Origin of the sequence: Paenibacillus sp. PAMC21692, assembly GCF_014303795.1 — a bacterium.
Taxonomy (GTDB): Bacteria; Bacillota; Bacilli; order Paenibacillales; family Paenibacillaceae; genus Pristimantibacillus; species Pristimantibacillus agaridevorans.
This window is the reverse complement of the sequence record NZ_CP060293.1, coordinates 4334903-4354388: the sequence shown is the minus strand read 5'-3', so window position 1 is coordinate 4354388 and position 19486 is coordinate 4334903. Positions and strand designations below refer to the sequence as shown.

Annotated in this window: 19 protein-coding genes; 1 reads left to right on the top strand and 18 read right to left on the bottom strand. The window is 51.1% G+C overall.

Going from position 1 to position 19486, the window contains the following annotated elements:
* Positions 1–11: 11 nt before the first annotated feature.
* From H7F31_RS17045 to H7F31_RS17035, 3 genes are all read right to left on the bottom strand, one after another.
* On the bottom strand, positions 12–1049 hold the full coding sequence (locus H7F31_RS17045; RefSeq protein WP_187099753.1) for a transposase: 1038 nt from the start codon (positions 1047–1049) through the stop codon (positions 12–14).
* 1326 nt (positions 1050–2375) lie between these two features.
* Entirely contained in the window at positions 2376–3212 is an 837-nt protein-coding gene (locus H7F31_RS17040) for a sugar phosphate isomerase/epimerase family protein (protein ID WP_187099752.1), read from the bottom strand.
* A gap of 28 nt (positions 3213–3240) precedes the next feature.
* Positions 3241–4311 carry a Gfo/Idh/MocA family protein gene (locus tag H7F31_RS17035; RefSeq protein WP_187099751.1) on the bottom strand — a complete coding sequence of 357 codons (1071 nt, stop codon included), beginning with the start codon at positions 4309–4311 and terminating at the stop codon, positions 3241–3243.
* Between the two features lie 153 nt (positions 4312–4464).
* Here H7F31_RS17035 and H7F31_RS17030 point away from each other — a divergent pair, with 153 nt between their 5' ends.
* The gene (locus tag H7F31_RS17030; RefSeq protein WP_187099750.1) at positions 4465–5340 is read left to right on the top strand and encodes an AraC family transcriptional regulator; all 876 of its coding nucleotides are present in this window, start codon (positions 4465–4467) and stop codon (positions 5338–5340) included.
* Between the two features lie 241 nt (positions 5341–5581).
* Here H7F31_RS17030 and H7F31_RS17025 read toward each other — a convergent pair whose 3' ends face one another.
* The 15 genes from H7F31_RS17025 to H7F31_RS16955 form a co-directional block, all read right to left on the bottom strand.
* Positions 5582–6217 (bottom strand): ABC transporter ATP-binding protein, encoded by a 636-nt coding sequence (locus H7F31_RS17025; protein WP_261800024.1) that lies wholly within the window; start codon positions 6215–6217, stop codon positions 5582–5584.
* Positions 6204–7016, bottom strand: coding sequence for an ATP-binding cassette domain-containing protein (locus H7F31_RS17020; protein WP_187099748.1), 813 nt, complete (start codon positions 7014–7016; stop codon positions 6204–6206). The genes H7F31_RS17025 and H7F31_RS17020 overlap by 14 nt, the downstream gene beginning before the upstream one ends.
* A 17-nt stretch (positions 7017–7033) precedes the next feature.
* Positions 7034–7891, bottom strand: a complete 858-nt coding sequence (locus H7F31_RS17015) for an ABC transporter permease (protein WP_187099747.1) — start codon at positions 7889–7891, stop codon at positions 7034–7036.
* Positions 7888–8925 (bottom strand): ABC transporter permease, encoded by a 1038-nt coding sequence (locus tag H7F31_RS17010; protein WP_187099746.1) that lies wholly within the window; start codon positions 8923–8925, stop codon positions 7888–7890. Before H7F31_RS17010 ends, H7F31_RS17015 begins: the two co-directional genes overlap by 4 nt.
* Positions 8926–8983: 58 nt before the next feature.
* Entirely contained in the window at positions 8984–10609 is a 1626-nt protein-coding gene (locus tag H7F31_RS17005) for an ABC transporter substrate-binding protein (protein ID WP_261800023.1), read from the bottom strand.
* Between the two features lie 190 nt (positions 10610–10799).
* Positions 10800–11318, bottom strand: coding sequence for a YbjN domain-containing protein (locus H7F31_RS17000; RefSeq protein ID WP_187099745.1), 519 nt, complete (start codon positions 11316–11318; stop codon positions 10800–10802).
* Positions 11319–11357: 39 nt separating this feature from the next.
* Entirely contained in the window at positions 11358–13163 is a 1806-nt protein-coding gene (locus H7F31_RS16995; RefSeq protein ID WP_187099744.1) for a hypothetical protein, read from the bottom strand.
* Between the two features lie 72 nt (positions 13164–13235).
* On the bottom strand, positions 13236–13754 hold the full coding sequence (gene nikR, locus H7F31_RS16990) for a nickel-responsive transcriptional regulator NikR (protein WP_187099743.1): 519 nt from the start codon (positions 13752–13754) through the stop codon (positions 13236–13238).
* Between the two features lie 146 nt (positions 13755–13900).
* On the bottom strand, positions 13901–14671 hold the full coding sequence (locus tag H7F31_RS16985) for a hypothetical protein (protein WP_187099742.1): 771 nt from the start codon (positions 14669–14671) through the stop codon (positions 13901–13903).
* Positions 14668–15366 carry an ABC transporter ATP-binding protein gene (locus H7F31_RS16980; RefSeq protein WP_187099741.1) on the bottom strand — a complete coding sequence of 233 codons (699 nt, stop codon included), beginning with the start codon at positions 15364–15366 and terminating at the stop codon, positions 14668–14670. The genes H7F31_RS16985 and H7F31_RS16980 overlap by 4 nt, the downstream gene beginning before the upstream one ends.
* Positions 15367–15372: 6 nt before the next feature.
* Entirely contained in the window at positions 15373–15759 is a 387-nt protein-coding gene (locus H7F31_RS16975) for a GntR family transcriptional regulator (protein ID WP_087571028.1), read from the bottom strand.
* Positions 15760–15803: 44 nt separating this feature from the next.
* Positions 15804–16562, bottom strand: a complete 759-nt coding sequence (locus H7F31_RS16970) for an ABC transporter permease (protein ID WP_187099740.1) — start codon at positions 16560–16562, stop codon at positions 15804–15806.
* Entirely contained in the window at positions 16555–17535 is a 981-nt protein-coding gene (locus H7F31_RS16965; protein ID WP_261800022.1) for an ABC transporter ATP-binding protein, read from the bottom strand. Before H7F31_RS16965 ends, H7F31_RS16970 begins: the two co-directional genes overlap by 8 nt.
* Before the next feature lie 544 nt (positions 17536–18079).
* Entirely contained in the window at positions 18080–18301 is a 222-nt protein-coding gene (locus H7F31_RS16960) for a hypothetical protein (protein WP_087571026.1), read from the bottom strand.
* Positions 18302–18424: 123 nt separating this feature from the next.
* Positions 18425–19357, bottom strand: coding sequence for a hypothetical protein (locus H7F31_RS16955; protein ID WP_187099739.1), 933 nt, complete (start codon positions 19355–19357; stop codon positions 18425–18427).
* Positions 19358–19486: the final 129 nt, after the last annotated feature.

Genomic DNA, 19486 nt, shown 5'->3' with positions numbered 1-19486 from the left:
TCTCGCAAACTTTAAGCTGATTGTTGCGCCATTTGCATTGATTTATTGCCAATCGATGAAAAATTGGATAGCAGGTAAGAGGAGGATTTCCGCATCCTACACATGTTAATGCCAAATGACAAGGATACTAACTTTTCGAATACAATTTCCTCCACGCAGTCTGCATGACTTAATCTGAAGCAGAACTCATCGAAATAAAGCTGTGCATATTTCGCACTTATTCCGTTGAAGGTTCGGCTCATCCATTCGCGAGCACTCATCGCAACTTCCGAAAGCGATTCGGAAGGCGCCAAAGAACAGAGTTGCTGCCGCTGTTCGAAAATCGCTGGAGAGGCATGTAAGATTATAAGCTTGGTTCGATTAACGTTTCGTTCATCCTCGAACACCGTCTTGTATCGGCTAAATTGATGCCTTGGATTTATTGCAAACGAACGAAGACCGCCATCGCATTGCTGAGCAGCAAACTCCATAGCATGTTTTTCCGTTAAAGGCTCTCTGGCTGTTTTCGATTCCGCAATCAATTTAATCTTGTAACGGGGTGATTGTTGCTTCCCGATCTCGCGAGAAATAATCATCGATTTCTCCTTGGACATACGGGATTCAACCAACCAAAAATCAGCTAAAAACAATTCATGTTTAGCCTCGACATGTCCGGACAATGGCTCCTGGCCATCCGTCATGGTTATAGTACGTCTAATTAAATGAAGCATCAACCAAGCTGTTTTATAAGTCACACCTAGAATTTCGGAAAGTTTTACTGCATTGATGCCTCTAGCTTGTGTTGCGACTAAATATATGGTAAGAAGCCATTTGCTAATCGGAGTCTTGCTTCCATGCATGAACGTTCCCACCGTTAGAGACGTCTGTTGACCGCATTGTCGGCATTCAAAAAGCGGCAACTTCCGAGTCTGTATCCGGTATGCCTCATTATGATCGCAAGAAGGACAACGATAGCCCCCTGGCCATCGCAGTTTCTCAACAAGCGCAATACAATCCGCCTCATCGGGAAATTGTTTTGTAAAACCATCGATAATTTCCTTGTCTATCAAGATTAATCACCTCTCAAAAAGGAACGTATGTTCTGTTTTTATTTTACCACTTCTGTATCCGATTTACAATCCACCAAAAAAAATAAATTATTATCGAACTATTACGGGCATGTGTGGTTTCGAGGATTGTTACTACCGCAGCAGCGATTAAAAATTACTCTAGCGACATGAGTTATTCATCGCCATCCCCGCCGCTCAGGAACGGATGAGCGTCAATGGTTTTTCCAACTCATCCATGACCGGATCATAAACTATCTTCCAGTAATTTCAAATTACATTTCCGCATCCCACACTTCGGAAGGTAATGACTCATCTACGTGAAAACCATGAATTAAGAAGCAGCACAGTGCACGGCCATTATCATCCTTCAGGGGCTCGGCGTGCTTCATCCCGAAAAATTGCGTGAACGTATGAGATAATCGCTTTCCTATATTTGCACAAGTGCATCAATTTTATAAAGCTCGAATAAATCGCTAAACTGATCCAAAGGGATATTGATGCAAGGGACAGTCTTTGATTCATTTAGGTATTACCATGAAATTCCATGTAATTCTAATAATTTATATCATTTCCCAATTTGGAATTCGCCTCGATATTCCCATTTACTTAATCACAACACGAATATCCCCCCTAAACTTCGCTCGCTATTAACTGAACGTTGGTGACATTCGCCTCGATAGTTCCAATTACTTAATCACAACACGAATATCTTCCCTAAAACTTCGATCGCTATTAACTGAACGTTGGTGACATTCGCCTCGATAGATCCAATTACTCAATCACATCACGAATATCCCCTAAACTTCGCTCGCTATTAACTGAACGTTGGTAATATTCACATCGATACTTCCTATTACTAAATCACAACACAAATCCCCCCCTAAACTTCGATCGCTATTAACTGAACGCTGGGGATATTCACATCGATACTTCCTATTACTAAATCACAACACGAATATCCCCCTTAACTTCGCTCGCGATTAACTGAAGGTTGGGGATATCGAGCAATGTGTGGAGCTTGTCCTAACTTCATACATGCGGGAATGAGCATAAGGCAATGATTGCCTAAAGTTGTAAGTCATGAAGTAGTTCACTGAGCTTAAGGGATAGTAATAAATAGTCTCTGCTTTTAGTTGCTTTCTTTGATTTTGCTCTCTTTGATTTTACTTTCTTTGACTTTGCTTTCTTGGACTCAAGTGCATGATCACTCACTGATGTTGTCGGTAAATGCAAAAAGGCTCCCCCGTTTTGAACGGCAGGAGCCTAAAGGCTGAATCATTAACCAGCTAATCTGTTATGCTAGTCTGTTGTGGTGCATAGGGGAATCTACAAGCCTGCAGCGGCGAAAACCTTGTTGAAGGCAGCTTGGGAGCGAGCTGCGAGCTCTTCTGGCGTGCCTGTCGGCGGCTCGACGGACAGTATTTCTTGCGAGACAGTTCCTGTGTAACCGATTGCCTGCAAACCTTGCAAGAAACCAGTAAGGTCGATGACGCCTTCGCCAGGGTAGACGCGGTCGTTGTCCAGCACTTCCTCTACTGGCACATCCTTCGCGTCATTGATGTGAACATGAACGATCTGCTCCGGGCGGAGAGCTTTGATATCGGCGACCGTCAAATCGTTCGTATACCAATGGTAGGCGTCGAATAAAAGACCTACGTTCGGCTCGCCAATCGCGTCGATCCAATCCAGCGTCTCCTGGAGCGTCCAGATGAACGGATTCGCCCAACGAGTGCGCAAATGATGCGGACCGACAAACTCCAAGCCCAGCGAAATGCCGAAGGCGCCTAACACTTGCGCGCAAAGTCGCAGTCTACGTGTCGCCGCAGCCATGAACGGAGCTGCCTTTTCGTCGGTGGACGGCAAGATGTATGTGCAGCAACGCGTACAGCCAAGCGTCTTGGCAGCGGCTACAACTGCGGCCAGTCCTTCCAGATCCTTTAGGAAGGATTCTTCCGAACCGCGCCAATCCACCGGCAATCCGATGGAGCTAATAACTACGCCATTGTCGGCGAGAAGCGCACGGGCGCCATCGACGCCATATTCTTTGACAAGCGATAAAGCATCGGTATCGACTGCCTGGAAGCCGTAACGTCCCGCCAGTTCAATCAGTTGTCGCTGATTGTCCAAAGCGCCAAGTCCGGCGCCGGTTAATCCTCTCAACATGTCCATTCCTCCGGATTCGTATAATATCCTAATCCCAATTCAATTTCACTTCATTGCCCGTTCTGGACGATTCGTAGATCGCATCAAGAATCAGATTGTTGGTGTAGCCGGACAACGCAGATGTAATCGGCTGCTTGCCTTCGCGGATACACTCCAGGAAGTGGCGGCTGAGGCGCGTACGCTCGCCTTCATCGGACTCCGGCTTGCTAAGCGGCGTTTCGATCGGACGATCGAACTTCTCCGTCAGCAGCTTGCCGGAGCTGCCTTTGTAGCTGGCGCCGCCTTCGGAGCCCATAAGATGGATAAACGGCGTATTGTCCGTATCCATATGAACGGCCCAGCTGACTTCGAGCGACAAGGTGCTGCCGTCTTCCATTTTGATCAGCGCGGTTGCAAGGTCCTCCACATCATAGATGCCATCCCAATTCGGTTTGCCCCAAGTACCGATTCCTTTGCGGTTGGGACCAAACTCTGCGTAAGTTGCCCCGTACACAGACACTGGCTTCGGATTGCCCATAAGATAAAGGGCGAGATCCAGCATATGCACGCCGATATCGATTAGCGGACCCCCTCCGGATTGGTCCATGCGCGTAAACCAGGTGCCCCAGCCCGGAATGCCCTTGCGTCTGAACCAGCCCGTCTTCGCCGTGTAAATACGTCCCAGCTCGCCGCGCTCCACCTGCTCCTTGATCTGCATAGGCACAGCTTCGAAACGCATTTGATGGGCCATCATTACGATAACATTGGACTTGCGGCTAGCATCATAAATGCGGCGGGCTTCCTCGCTGTTGATTGCCATCGGCTTCTCGAGCAAAACGTGTTTGCCGGCTTCGATAGCCCGAATGGCAAGCGGCGCGTGATGCTGGTTCGGCACGCCGACGATAACAGCATCGACATCGCTGAGACCGATCAAGGCTTCCGGAGATTCTACCACATTAGGAATTCCATACACGGAAGCCTTCTCCTGCGCCAGCGGCAAATAAGCATCCGTAATCGCTGTAATTTCGCATTGCTCTGTTAAAGCCGAAAATACTCTGGCATGCACGCCGCCAATGTTGCCTGCGCCAATAATGCCGATTCTGATTTTACCGTTAGCCATCTCTATAATTCCTCCTGATCGTCACATCGTTCCAGTAATTCCAGCAGCAAACGCTTACCGAACTCTACGACTTTTATGATAAGATAGCAAGAGGGTAATTTCGTCCCTGAATTTCGATAAATATCTCATTTCTTCGGAGGCTGCGATTCCGACATGACTTACTTCCCGGATTATCTCAAAAACTATCCAAATATGAATACTTCCAGCCCTCTGCATATTAGCTTGAATACGCTTCATTCGGGATTCCGCGCTCATCGTCATGACTTTCTGGAATTTTCTTATGTAGTGGACGGTTCCGGATCCGAATCCATCAACGAGGTGCTGCATCCCATGAAACCAGGCACCTTCACCTTCGTCCTCCCGTACCAAGTGCATCAGATCTATACGGACCCGGGAAGCAGACTTGTCCTTTACAATTGTATGTTTAGTATGGATTTGCTTATGGAGTCCTCTCCCAATGAAAGACTTCTGGGATTAATCGACGCTGTTGGCGCACCGCCATTCGCTCAGTTGGAGGGTGAAGATCGCGAAAGAATCGGATCGCTTATTGAGGGAATGTACAGCGAATATATGAGCAACGAGCCTTGGCGGCAGACCATGCTTCAAATTCGGCTTAAGGAGCTGCTTATCCGTTTCGATCGTCATCGCCGATTGCTGACAGCGAATAGTCAGAGCGAAGCCAGAATCCAATCGGACCGGCGCGCATATGGAAGGCATTCTTCTGTCTGGCCGATCATTCATTATATTCATCAGCATTATCAGGACGATCTTACTCTTGGCGATCTTGCTGCGCGTTTTAATATGAGTCTGTCCCGAATCAGCGAAGTCATAAAAGAAACAACCGGACAAAACTTTCTTTATTTCCTGCATGATCTTCGCATCCGTCATGCCTGCAGCTTGCTCGTATCGACGGAGATGAGCGTATCCGAAATTGCGCTGGAGGTCGGGTACGGGTCCTACAATACGTTCTCGCGCGTCTTCCGCGAAACGAAGGGCGTTGTGCCCAAGGAATATCGAAAACGCAAGTAAGCACTTGAGAGTATGATGGCACAACAATCAGGGCAATTCCGCGATGTCGTCCGTTGCGACCGTGGAATTGCCCTTTGTTCGTGGACACTCCTGTCCGGGAATTGCTCAGCCCTTCCAATGTTGAATTGAGCTGAACGTCAGTACGATTACGAATATGACATACAAGACGAGAGAGACGATTCTGATCGTGCGCCTGCTCATGCCTTTGCACCCCTTCCGCATCTTCATTACCCGTATATATTCATTCTATGCAGGGTATGACAAATGCGGAGCTTGTCAAACCAATGAGTCGATCTGCAACTACATCCAGCAATGCCGCATCATGACTGATAGCCAATATGCCTATGGATCGCTCATTTGCGATCGCGAGCAAAGCATGCCAGATTTCAGCCTGGGTTACGGCATCCAGCATGGCGGACATCTCGTCTGCGACAATAAACTTCGTCTGAGACCCCAACGCTCTCACCATGCAACATCGCTGAAGCTGCCCTCCTGACAATTCGTTCGGGTAACGTTCCAGCCATGCTTCCTGTATACCGAAGGCCTTCAGTATGCTTGTATCCGGCTGCCAGCCTTCCGCAAGCATCTTCCCGATCGTCCAACGCGGATTGACAGCCAGCTCGGGATGCTGGTGAATCAATTGAACAGGGCTGTAACCGGAACCGGGCAGATTTCTGTCGCCGAGTAGCACTTTTCCTTCCGTTGGCACCATATAACCAGCCAGGAGCTTTCCTAGTGTCGACTTGCCCGTTCCGCTTGGCCCCATTAAACCAACCACCTCACCCGGCGTGATCTCGACGGAATACTCCCGGAATAACCATTCGTTGCTGCCATACCGCCAGCCTAATCGTGATCCTTGCAAACTAGCTCTGTCCAATTGTTTCAACCTCCCTGGCAACAGGCCGCCTAAATCCGTTGCCGGGCAATGCCTGCCATAGCTCCCGGCTATAGGGGTGCTGCAGGAGGCTGCCATCGCCCGCAAAACTGCCAGCCTGAGCAATCTCCACCACTTCGCCTTCCCTCATCACAACCACTCTGTTCGCCGTTCCTGCAGCAGCTTCCAGGTCATGCGTAATCATAAGGATGCCAGTCCCCCCTGCCGCCAGCTCGCGGAAATAATGCAACGTCTCCGCCACGTCTTCCGAGCCCATTCCCGGTGTTGGTTCATCGGCTATAATCAAGCCCGTCTCCGGTTGAGCCGACATGGCGAGCAGCAGCTTGCGCGCCATACCTCCAGATAACTGGAATGGGAATAATCGATTTATTTTCTCACCAAGACCAAGACGCGCCAACAAACCTCGCCTGGCTTCCATACTCTTTTTATTATCAAATGGTCCTTGCAATTGCCGGCCGACGGAGAGCAGCGGGTTTAGATAACCGACGGATTGCGGCAGCAAGGCTAACGTGCGCCCTCTCGCTTTAAGCAGTTCCTTCTCATCGAGAAGCCTTCCGTTCATCCTGATCTCGCCCGTGCGCACCGCGTTTCGTGGCAAAATACCCATAATCGCATGCGCTAACAGGCTTTTGCCAGAACCGCTGGCCCCAACGACTGCGACGATCTCGCCGCGGCCAATCGACATATTAAGACCATGAATGACCTTGGTAGTTGTTCTATCCGTTCCCCGACCATATCTCTGAAACGACACCGACAAAGCTTCGATATCCAGGATATTCATATCTTCTTCTGCCTCCCTCAAGTCCGCGAATGCTTGGGATCGATCAAACGCTGCAGCGAATGGCCTAGCATATCGAATGCCCGAACCGTCACGAGCAGCGCAAGCCCGGGAAATACAGCAAGCCACCACATGCCCGAAGACAAGTATCGCATCGACTCGGACAAAATAATGCCAATAGCCGGCTGATGGGGCGAAAAGCCCAGCCCCAGGAACGTAATAGCCGCTTCGTGCAACACGGCATGAGGAAATAAGAGCAGGAAACCGATAAACAGCTGCGAAAGGAGATGCGGCACCAGATGATGTCTCATTATCCACCAGCGGGTTCTTCCGAAGCCTCGGCTTACCGCTACATAATCGGCGGTTACCACACTGAGTGCTTCAGCGCGAATGACGCGGGCCAAACTGGGCCAGTGAGTAAAGACAATGCCGATCATGATCCCTTGAATGCCGCCACCGCTAACAAAAGCAATCAAAATGAGCATGACCAAATGCGGAACGCTGAGCGTCGCATCGATCAACCAAGTGACGACCCGGTCAACCGTCCGGCCCAGAAATGCAGCCGCCAGCCCCATCATCATAGCGATAACGGCACTCCCGGCAGCCCCGGCAAGGCCAACTGCGACGCTTAAGGTTAGACCTTGCACCGTGCGCGAGAACATGTCACGTCCAAGCCAGTCCGTTCCGAATAGATGCTGCAAGGACGGCGGCAAGTCACGAAGCTCCAGCTTGACGCTTGATCCCTGCTCTCCGATGAACAAAGAGCACAGTATGATTCCAACCAAGAGCAGTCCTGTCGTCGCCGCGGAAATCAGGAGTCTCGTTCTGCCGGTCAAGCGTCGTCCGCCCTCAATTGTCAGGCTTCGCGCTGCTCTCATGATTTCACCTCCGGAAGGAGCCTTCTCTTCGGATCGATTGCCCAGTGGACCGAATCTGCAAGGAGATTGCCCGTGAACACGAACAAAGAGCTGCATATAACAAGTCCCAACAAGAGCGGAACATCGCCGCGAAGTCCGGCCTCAACCGTCGCTTGCCCCAACCCGGGATACGAGAATACCTGTTCGGCAAGAACGGCGCCGCCGAACAACTCGCTGAAGGAAGCGAACTGCAGCATTAAGGCAGGCAATGCCGCATTACGAAGTCCATGCCTGAGGAACAGCTTCCACCCGCGCTCGCCCCTGGCTCTTGCGAACAGGACGTAATCGCTGTCGTACACCTCAATTAACTTCGCTCTTGTATGCAGTGCGACAGGCGCGATACCCGCTACGGACAACGTAAGCGCGGGAAGCGCCATATGATACAGCCGGTCAAGCAGCGTCACATCGCCGGCGAGCACTCCCGCTGGAACGCCGAGTCCAACCGGAAACCATCCCAGCCAGACGGCGAAAATCGTCATCGCAAGCAGCGCTATCCAGAATGCCGGCGTTGAAGCTATCGTGTAGCTGACCGATTGAATAATACGATCAGTTATTCCTCCTCGACGAATCGCCGCGATTGATCCGAGGGCAAATCCAATGATCCCCGAGAGCAGCCAAGCCGTCGCCATCAAAGCGGCAGAGCTTGCAAAGCGATCCGCGATGACTTCCGAGACCGGCTCACGATAGATCATCGAGGTTCCCATGTCGCCTTGCAGCAAGTTTCCCGCCCAGCGCAACAAGCGCTCCGCGAACGGTTGATCAAGTCCCCAATAGGCTCCAATCTCGGCGCGCTGCTCCGGTCCTACGCGCATCATATCGGCTCCTATGTATGCCTGGATCGGGTCGATCGGCGACAATTCGGCAAGGAGAAACGTAACAAAACATACGAATGCAAGCAGCAAAAGCAGCCTCAGCACCCGTCCGCCCGCAAGTCGTATCCAGCCACGCCACTGCCCCTGGACCTGCGCTGTTACCGTCTCGTGCAGATTCGACATAGTGCCAACTCCCGTCCCCGATGACATTCCAGAAAACTGACCGAACCCGCCAACCCAGCTACTCCTTCCACTTCCAGCTTGCGATATTGTCGGTCACCGGCCAGCCGTGGCGATGCGGCTGTATGCGTGGCGTGCCGATGTCAAGGGCATCGTCTACCAGATACAAGTGCTTAATATTGACGAGCCATGCCCATGGCGCATCGCCTTTGGCGCTTGAACCCGTCGTCCCGTCCCACTGAGATTGCTTCCAATTGGCCATCGCCTCCTCTAACGTGAGCGCCGCCATTGCTTTTTCCATATAGCCGTCTACCTGTTGGTTGCTGTAGTAGCCGGTATTGTAATAATCGACGCCGGCATACTTGGATGCATAAAGGGCATACAGCTCCGAAGGATCATGGCTGCCCCACCCTAACAACACCGCGCTGGCATGCATCTCCCTTTCGATCTCTTCCCAGCTCTTGCCCGCTGCAGTCATACGGATTCCGATCTCCTTCATCATCTCCGATGCGGCAAGCGCCAGCGATTGTCTTAATGTATCGCCGGATGGATAGATGAGCGGAAATTCCGCGATTAATCCATTTTTCTCGAGTACGCCGTCTCCATCGCTATCGCTCCAACCCGCTTCGGCCAACAATTTTTTAGCCCCTTCGATGTCCCCATCCGCAATGACCGTAGCTTCATTCCACCATGGGAGTCCGTCAACGGATGTATAAGCCGGCGTGCCGTAGCCCTCCAGAATGCCTTCAACGAGCTTGTCCCGATCCATCGCCATGTTAATGGCTTGCCGGATCGCAAGATCGGCAGTTACGGCATTGCCGATGGGATAACCTTCTTCCGTCTTGCCGCCTGGCTCTGCATAAGGGAATGTTATGCCGCGATTATCTACCGTTTGCAGCGCCTCCAGACGCATGCCCGCCACTTCTTGTTTGCTGAAAGAAGAAGGGATATATGCCATATCCACTGTGCCCGCTTTAGCTGCAGCTAAAGCCGCATCCTCGTTAAGGAACAGGAACGTGATATGATGGAACGACGGCTTGTCGCCGTAATAGCTCGGATTGCTCTCCACCAGCAATTGCTGACCGCGATCCCATTGCACGAATTTGAAGGGTCCGGAGCCAATAGGATTGCTGGCATAATCAGCGCCGTGCGCGTGACTGGGAACGATGCCAAGCGTAGTCAATTCGTTTAGAAACGTCGATTGAGGTTTGCCCAATTTAAAGTGAATGTTATTCCCGTCCAGCTCAACCGCCTTTAGATTGGTCAAATCGATCGCGGATCCGCTGTTCGCCGTCGTTTCGAACGTATATTTGACGTCGTCTGGCGTGAGCGGCTGACCATCAGAGAATTGAATATCTTCGCGAAGCTTGACCGTCCATGTCAGACCATCTCCGCTAATCTCATAGCTCTCCGCCAAGTCGTTCGTCACATTGAGCTTGTCATCTCTCTTGAGCAGCGTGCTTTGGAAAAGCGGCGAGCCATAGCGGCCCCACCCTAGCGTCGGATCAAAACCATCCTCAGGCTCGGAACCAATCGCCACGACCAACTTGTCCGAACGTTCCGGCGACTGTCTCTCCGTCGTCTTCGGAGACGAGCAGGCCGCTATCAATGAGATGACAAGGAGCAGAAGCACGCTCGTCATCATTATAGACCTAGTATTGAATCTCATTTCAATCCCATTCTTCATTTCTCATTCTCTCCCCTACATCGTGTCACGATCTCAGTACATTGTAACACGAGTGAGAAAATTTGACATCCCTTTTTTACAACGTTGGAAACTTATGATTTTAATTTTTTAGAATGTGGAAAAAGCCGGCCAAATATTTTGGCCGACTTCCGTATGTTGTTATGCCTTTCGCCTAGTAGCCTCGCCTAGCCTATTCCTGTACTCGCAGCGCTTCCTCTGGCGTTAGCTCTCCCGCTGCTACCTGCTCGATTCGTTCCTCGAACAGGACTAACATGTAATGAAAGATCGAGATTACCTCTAGCAGCTCGTCGGGCGAAACGGTCTGCGAGGACGAAACGGTGTAAACATAGCGGGCGTAAACTTCGCCATCTTCGTTTAGGCCGAACCCGCCCAGCGGTACCATCCCGTTTGCCCCAAGCAGCATACTCTCTACAGCGCTTCTCTGCGCCGGCGCCACCCGGAAAGGCAAGACCGTATGGAGTTGAAGCAAGCGAATCCACGCGATGTCAGACTCCGGCAAGGGCTGGAAATTCAAATTCATCATTCGATCTCTGCCTTGGTCATCCTCGCCAAGCATCATCACAAGGACATGCAAGGGAATACTCTCGGATCGCTCAAGAAGCTGGGTCTGGAACCCTTCCTTCTCAAACGCGATTTGCAAGCCGCCAAGTTCGGCCAGTTGCTTTGCGTGTTCCATCTCAGATACCATAATAGGCCAACCTCCTGTCCCCATACATGTTTGAATTCATTAGTCCCTTTGTTTCATAGATTCCATTAACAGCTTACGCTGCTTGTCGATATTTCCGTTTAATCTAAACAATGCCTTCGTGCTGCAGCCCGTCGCTTCAATAAAAGTCAGTACGCGCTGGTATTGCTTGAGTCCATCGGCCGAAGTTTCGTCTTCTGGAAGCTTGCCCACCATATTAAGAATCAGGTCGGCGTCCTTAGCCCGTTTTTCATGTTTTTTGTCGGATGACTTCTCCGCGTTGAACACAGTCGACCACGCGCTGTTAGGACCTTTCTCCGCGGCTTTGTTATGACCATATTGCTTGACCCGGCGGAATAAGCCCATGCCCACCTTCGTACCGCTAGCCGCGGCCTTCAGACTGACTCCGACCGCAGCACCCGCTCCGCTGAGCGTCGCAATGTCCCCCGCGATGCTCGCCATCTCCAGCCCGGATTCGATACCCCCGCGAACCAACTTCTTATTGTTAATGTTTTTCATCTCTTTAGCCAGCTCATAGTTTTCGATATCGTCGAGTTCGATCTGCGCTTCCTTCTTTTCATCGGCCGTCGCCGTTGCATTCGCGGGATCGATAATTCTCATCAATTCTGCGTGGCGATTTGTGAGAGCCGTCTTATCGGTTCCCGTTGACGAATAGATCGTCTTTCCGAAAATCGTGCGATTTTTGGTCTTAACCATGCTGCTGGTAGCGTACTTGGTTTTGAAGTCCCGCTTGATCGTCGTCATCTTCTGCTTGGAGCTATGCCATTGCATCATATTGAAAACTTTAATTGTGATCTTGATGCCGCTGATGGCGATGCCAATGCCAGGTATTGCTTCTGTCAGCTTGCCAACGCCCTGTTCCAGAATTTCCAGAATCGACTTAACGGTCTTGACGGCCGATTGAGCCGCCTCCAAACCATTTTGTACGGCTTCCAGACCGCCCTTAATGACTTCTTTTTTGGTCACGCCTTCGGCAGAGAAGCCTTCCTTGAACAATTCATAAATCGACTTGACCATAAAGAATGCACTCTTGATCGCAGATAAAGCATCTCCCACACTGCCGCTGTAACCTGCAACCGCTTCAGAAGAGCCGACGCCGTTTTCGTTGCCCTCCAGCTTTGCGGCGTTGTCCACGACTTTAGCGACGCCTGCAAACGCTTTTTGACCGCTTTCCAAACCGCCATAAAGGGCGCCTGCCGTTTCCGACTTTTTTGTCGACTCCGAGATGGCCTTTTTCATGTTAATAAGCCCGATAAAACCCGAACCTACATCCAGCAAGCCAGATGCTACGCCGAGCTTTTGATTCTCTCGGTCGATCTTAGCCTTTTCAGCCTTTTCTGAGGAGACGTCCTGTTCATTTGTCTCGCCTTTCTTAATCGCCTTCTTCAACTCGTCAGAAGCGTCCGAATATACATCCGTTTGACCGCCGACTCCCGTACCTGTTATTTCGGTCGTGTCGCCTATGTTGTCAACAGCACCGCTTTCAGCACTAAAAGCCTCTGCTTGTCCGAAACTACCTGCCGTTTTGGCTTCACCAACCTTAAGCCGCATTAATCCGAGCTTGGACGGTGGCGGCGTATTTGTCGGCTGTCCTTGTTGCTGGGGCGCCCCGGTCTGTCTCTGAATCGGAGCAATCGCCCCGCGCCTCGCCATCATCTGCATCGTCGCCTGATTGCCGACGGATGCTTGCATCCATCTGAGCTTGTCCGCTTCTTGGCCGCGCTGAGGGAAGGCGTTTGAAGCTGATGTTTTAAGTCCGGAGGACGAGGAGGCTTTCCCTGCCTGCGCTCCGCCGGTTGTTTTGTCCGCCATTTGGCCTTGCGCCATATCTATTCTATCTCCTTTCCGCCCTATGTATGAATCGTCATTTAAAGAAACAGCTTCATGTCAATGTTAATCCTATCGTTCATCTGCCTGACGACTGTGACTATGTCTATGACCGTGATGATGACCGTGACCATGATTGTGACCATGGCCATGAGCATGTGCTTCTGTCCCTTGAGGTTCGGCGAATGTGACGGACAGCTCCGCGTACGAAACGCCCTTCTGGATCTGAATGCGCTCATGCAGCTCCCTCAGCGTACCCATTTGGCCGCGTACGACGATGACCTCCAGGCATTGATCGTGATTTAAATGCACGTGCATATTGGAGACAATATCATGATGATAATCGTGTTGGATGTCCATTAAGACGATCGGCAGCTCTCGAACTTGATGGTCGTAGACGACAACTATCGTTCCGGCCACGAACTCATCGCTTCCGAGTCGCGTAGGCTCCAGCAATACCTTCCTCGCCAAATCGCGAATCGCTTCCGATCGGTTTTTGTAGCCTTGCTCTTCGATAAATGCGTCGAACTGTCCAATCAGCTGTGAAGGGAACGATACGCCGAATCGTACCAACTCTTCCTTATCCGACATAACGCTTACACCTCCATTCTGTCCTGACTGATTGTCGTTATTTGTCTATTATAGACTACCTTGGACCAAATGGGGAGAGGATAACCGCAAAGAAAAACGTCCGGCCAGCAAAGCGGAAAGCTTCGCTGGCCGGACGGATAAGGAGATTACAACTTGATTTTGCGATTCATCATATAACGAATGCCAAAGAGCAGAGTAACGCAGGTTGCAATCTCGATCAGGAAGGAGATTATCGAGATGCCTTGGATCCCCGTTACGGTCACCGTCAAGCCATCGCCGCTTGGCGTGTCCGCCATGCTGAATCCCGTAATTCCAAACGGCACATTGCCGCTCGAGGAGTTTGAATGCACAAGCTCATCCAGCCAACCTAGCACCGCCGCCAAGCCGATAAACATGAGAATGCCAAGCCATGTGCCGATCTTGCCCTCGAAGGTTCTGGCGAAGGTGATGCAGAAAAAAACGAAGACGGTAGCCGAAACCGTCAGCCAAACAAATCCGATCAAAAACGACAATATGAGCTTCAGCTCCAACTGTTCCCTTATAGGCGACAAAATCGTCTCATCCAATCCGAGCAATGTCACGAACGTAAATTCATGAAGCAAGAATAGAACGAGCAGGAAAGCCATGCTGACGAGCAATAACAGAATTGGCGATGCGACCGTGTAAAGCGAAGGTAACGGAAGCAATCGACGGCTGTATGCCTTCAAGTTGGCGTTGTACGTCTGACACACCATTAAGAAGGCCAAAAAACCTGCAAACACATAGAGGACGATTGAAACAATGTAGGTCGTAAGCGGCGCCCAGTCCTTGATCTCTCCTACAACCGTCAATATAGTCTGAGCAAGGATAAAAATAACCGTCGCAGCGAAGATACTGTTCGAATTGCGCTTCCAATCATATTTAAGCAGCTTGATCATTGCGCGTACACCTCTTTGAACATTTCATCCACGCCTTTCCCGTATTTCATTCGCAAGTCGTCGACAGCCTCGTGCAGCGCTACCTTGCCTTCTTTGATAAACAGGACCTCGTCGAAAATCCGCTCGATATCACGGACCAGATGCGTGGATATGATCAGACTGCTCTCTTCGTTGTAATACTGAACGATCGCATCCAAAATTTTATCGCGCGCCACGGGATCGACGCCGCCGATCGGTTCGTCCAGCAGGTAAAGCTTCGCATTTCGCGATATAGTGAGCGTAAGCTGCAGCCTCTCGTTCATCCCCTTGGACAATGACGTTGTTTTGTCGTCCGGGTTGAGCTGCATAAACGACAGCATGTCGCGCGCCTTGGCATCATCGAAGTCTGGATAAAAGTCTCGGCTAAACGCGATGGCATCGCGCACCTTCATCCAGCTCTCCGTCAGCGGCTTATCGGGCATAAATGCCGTGCAGGCTTTGGAGTACTTGCCCGTTGGCAGTCCGCAAACGGCGACGCTTCCCGATGTCGGCTGCATAAGTCCCGCCGCCAGCTTCATGATCGTCGTTTTACCGCTTCCGTTGCTCCCGAGCAGACCGATAATTTTGCCCGGCCCCACTTCGAACGACACGCCGGAGAGCGCCGGCTTCGTGCCGTAGCGTTTGACTACATCTTTTAACTGAAGAATGGGCTCCATCGACGATCAGCTCTCCCTTTCCCGTTCGGAATGATGATGAACCGTATCCTTTACCAGCGCCAATATGTCGCTGTCGTCGAAGCCCAGCTCCTTCATGCCGAGCACGAACCGTTCCAGCATATCTCCAGCCATCTCTTTCTTTAATCGCATAATGGTCGACTCCTCGCTAGTCACATAACGCCCCATGCCGCGGCGCGTCTCGACGATTCCTTCGCGCTCCAGCTCTTGGAACGTACGTTGGATCGTATTCGGGTTAATCTGCAGCTCGGCGGCCAGCTCTCTCACGGAATCAATTTTGTCGCCGGGACCGAGCTTGCCGGTAATAACCATCTTTTTTACATGCGTCATGATTTGGATATAGATCGGCATGTTATTATCGAATTCTATCGTCACAGTGGGCTATGCTCCTTCTCGATGCCAGTCCGCTCCAGGCCGACTTATGAGACATCGCGTTTTCTAAACGTGACAAAGCTTGCAAGCAGGAACAGCGCTACATACACAATAAGCACCGATACGGAGAACGGCAGCGTCATGCCCGGAATCATGGGCTCGTTGCCCTCGTTAAATTGCGATAGATCCGTGTTTGCGAACAAAATAAATTTGGCAAAAGAGTACTTCGACAAAAGAAGGGTCGCCAGTCCTCCCATCATGACGCAGAACAAGGCAATGCCGACGGTAACGCCGCTCGACTTGGTCAGGATGTCAATCATGAAGGTAAGCGTTACGTAGACGGTCGTATAAATAAACATGTACAGCATCGAGCGGCCGATCTCGTTCCAGTGCGGCGCTTCTCCGCCCCATCCGTAAACGATGGTGCCCGTTACGAGAACGGCAGCGGCCGTGAACAAAATAAGAGAGATGATGAACAGGAGCGATGCCGTATATTTGGAAGCTAATATTTTGTTGCGGCTGTGTGCACGGATGAGCAGAAGCTTGATGGTGCCCATCCGATATTCCTTGGACACCATGCCAGCCATCGTAATGATAGCAAGCAGAGGAAGCACCTGTCCAGCAGAACTCATGCCGATCGCCAGCGCGGCAAATTCCGCCCCGGAACCGAACTCACTCCCCATCTTGAATACCGCATAGCCGAAGATCGCGGCATACGCCGCAAGAATAACGTACGGGACCAAGATCGAGCTTCGCTTAAAAAGCTTTAACCATTCATTGAGCACCAACCTACTAAAACTACGCACTGCGATTCGCCCCCGTCCATTTCATAAATTCATCTTCCAACGAAGATTTAATCTCTTCTAACCGGTAGAGTCCCACTCCCGTCTCCGTCAGCGCCTTTACCAGCGACGGAATATCCTCGTGCTTCAGCTTGACGGCCAGCATGCCTCTGTCTGCATCCTTGCTTAGCAGCTCCGCCTTATTTAATGCTGCCAGGGTCCTGGATGCCAGCTCGACGTCGGTTACTTCCAGGCTGAGGGACATGGAACTTTTCTCTTCGCTCCCGGTATGCTTGATTGAGCGGACCGCAATTAGCTTACCCTCTTGAATAACGACGACGCGGCTGCACATCAGCTCCATCTCGCTGAGCATGTGGCTGGATACGAGAATGCCGATCCTCTCCTTGTCTGCAATCAGCTTGAGATAATCGCGCATCTCCCGAATGCCTGCAGGATCAAGCCCGTTCGTCGGTTCGTCCAGTATGAGCACCTTCGGCTTGTGAAGCAATGCCTGTGCGATGCCGAGACGTTGCCGCATACCAAGCGAATATGCCTTTACCTTTTTGTTCATGGCATCCTGCAAGCCAACAAGCGCTGTTACTTCGCGTATCCGTTCTTCTGACACGCCCTCGGTCATACGCTGGAACTGCTTCAAATTATCTAATCCCGTCATATAGGGGTAAAATTCCGGATTCTCGATAATGGCGCCAATATGCCTTATTGCCGCTTCAAAGCTCTTGCTTACGCTGCTCCCGCCAATCCGGACATCGCCCTCCGACATCCCGATGAGTCCCACGATCATCCGGATCGTCGTCGTCTTGCCGGCGCCGTTAGGTCCAAGCAGACCGACGATCTCGCCGCTCTTTACTTCGAAGCTGAGTCCGTTGACCAGCTTTTTCCCTCCGATGATCTTCGAGACGTTATCCAACTGAAGCACCGTTTCATTGCGATCCGACCGGGCCTCAGCAGCAGAATTTCTTTTATTCATGTCAACCATTAAGCGTCCGCTCCTCCTGTGTATAGGTGTTATAGTTAAATAGTACACTACAACTCAGACATTGTAAAGAGGTCCCTTCTTCTTTTTGATTCGAAGAGCGGACAGGCGGGTACTTAATAATTACAAACCAGTGAAAGGGGCGATGGCCATGAACCCGCCAAATCGAAATATCGAGATTGAAGAAAGACATGTCGAACACAGATCGGATTCCAGCCGCGTTTTCGCTACTTTGATTAAATACGCGGCTTATCTCCTCATCTTCTTTGGACTTCTATACTTCCTTGTCCGTTATGTGTTCCCTATGTTCTAATGCGAATGAATCGATTGTACGCCAACAAGGCTGCCCCGAATGTTCCGATAATCGGAGATTCGGGGCAGCCTTGTTGGCAAGAGCGCAGGCGGTCCATTGCGACGGAACCGTTGCCGTTGGTACTCTACAAAACAAACCTCCCGCCCAGATTCCCAAATCGGGACCACGGGGCGGGAGGTTTCAGGATGCCGATCGGCATCCTATACTTACGGCAGAGTCGCCGGAATTTCTCGCTTATTCTGCTGCCGGCGCATCCGTCGCGGTTGGAACAACCGTTTCATCCGTGACGGTCGGCATATTGTTGGCATCATCGTTAATGCCATTGGAGTTCGTATTGACATTGTTGCCGTTGTTGCAGGCCGAAGCCCCCAGCAACAGCACCGCGCACATCGTGGCGGTCAGCAGCAGCTTGGTACGGGTTGTTTTGCGAACGGGATTATTAGACTCTCTCTTCATAATCATCTTCCTCTCGGTTTCAGTTATTTTTAAGGTGTGCGACTGTTGCGCCTACCCTTCCTTAACCTGCCGGGAATCAGATTGAAACAAAAATCATCATGAGAAAACCCTCATTTGCCGTCGTTAGACCCTCTCTTGCAGCAATTCAATTAATTGTTCGGGCATGTCCCATGGCAACGGACGCAGCCATGATGGCTGCCCGGCTGCATCGCCGCTCGCTTCCCGCTTGATGGTCCAGAGAATCGGCACGCCGGCACGGGCGGCAAACCCCGCGGCAAAATACGTTTCCGGATCGGCTTCCGTCACGTCGACAATGATCAGCTTGCATGATGTCAGACGCTCCACCATTTCGCTTCGTCCGTCCGATCCTGTGGCGGCAGCTTCTTGCAGCGCTTCGCGCGCGATTTCCCGGATCTTATTCGGATGGAACATACGAACGCCATATCCGCATTGTTCAAGGCCGTTCGGAAGGATGGCGGACCATTGCGTATAGATCTGCTCGCTGCCTGCGAGTACGCAGCACTCCTTGCGGCGTCCAACGCCGGATTCGGCCATCGCTTCAGCCCAGCCGGATTCCGTCAGCTTAAGCACGGCACCTTCGCGATCAATCCATCCCGTGTCGCGTGCTTTTTCGATCAAGTAGACCAGTTCTTGCAAATTAGAAGCATAAGCGACATTATAAGCACGAGCCAGCGGGTGCAGATTGACGGAATCGCCTGCAGAATTCGAATTCCGATATAAGTATCTCAGCAGCCGGCGGCCCTTCTGCTCCATTGTTATAGCTACTTCCGGAGATGACACAATAGCCTCTGCTTGCTCCAGCGTCAGAGATGCCCGTTCGCCATGCTCGTCCAGCTCCCGAATATATGCCGATAGGAGGGGCAGAACACGCCGCTTCTTTTCGTAAGGAAACGACTGCAACGCGGCAATCGCATCGCTCTTTACCTTGTAATGCCCTTGCGGGGCGCACATGCATCCGAAATATCGTTCGTATTCACCGTCGCGTTCCATTCCAACAAGCTCCGTACAGAACACACAATGTTTTTTAGTCAACATCGCAATCACCTCTTCGTTATACGGTTCGTATACGAAACGAGATATGAGGGGGACTGCCATATTTTACTACGACGAAGACCTCGATAGAGAATTACACTATAAGTTAACCGATTACTTGTTACATTAATG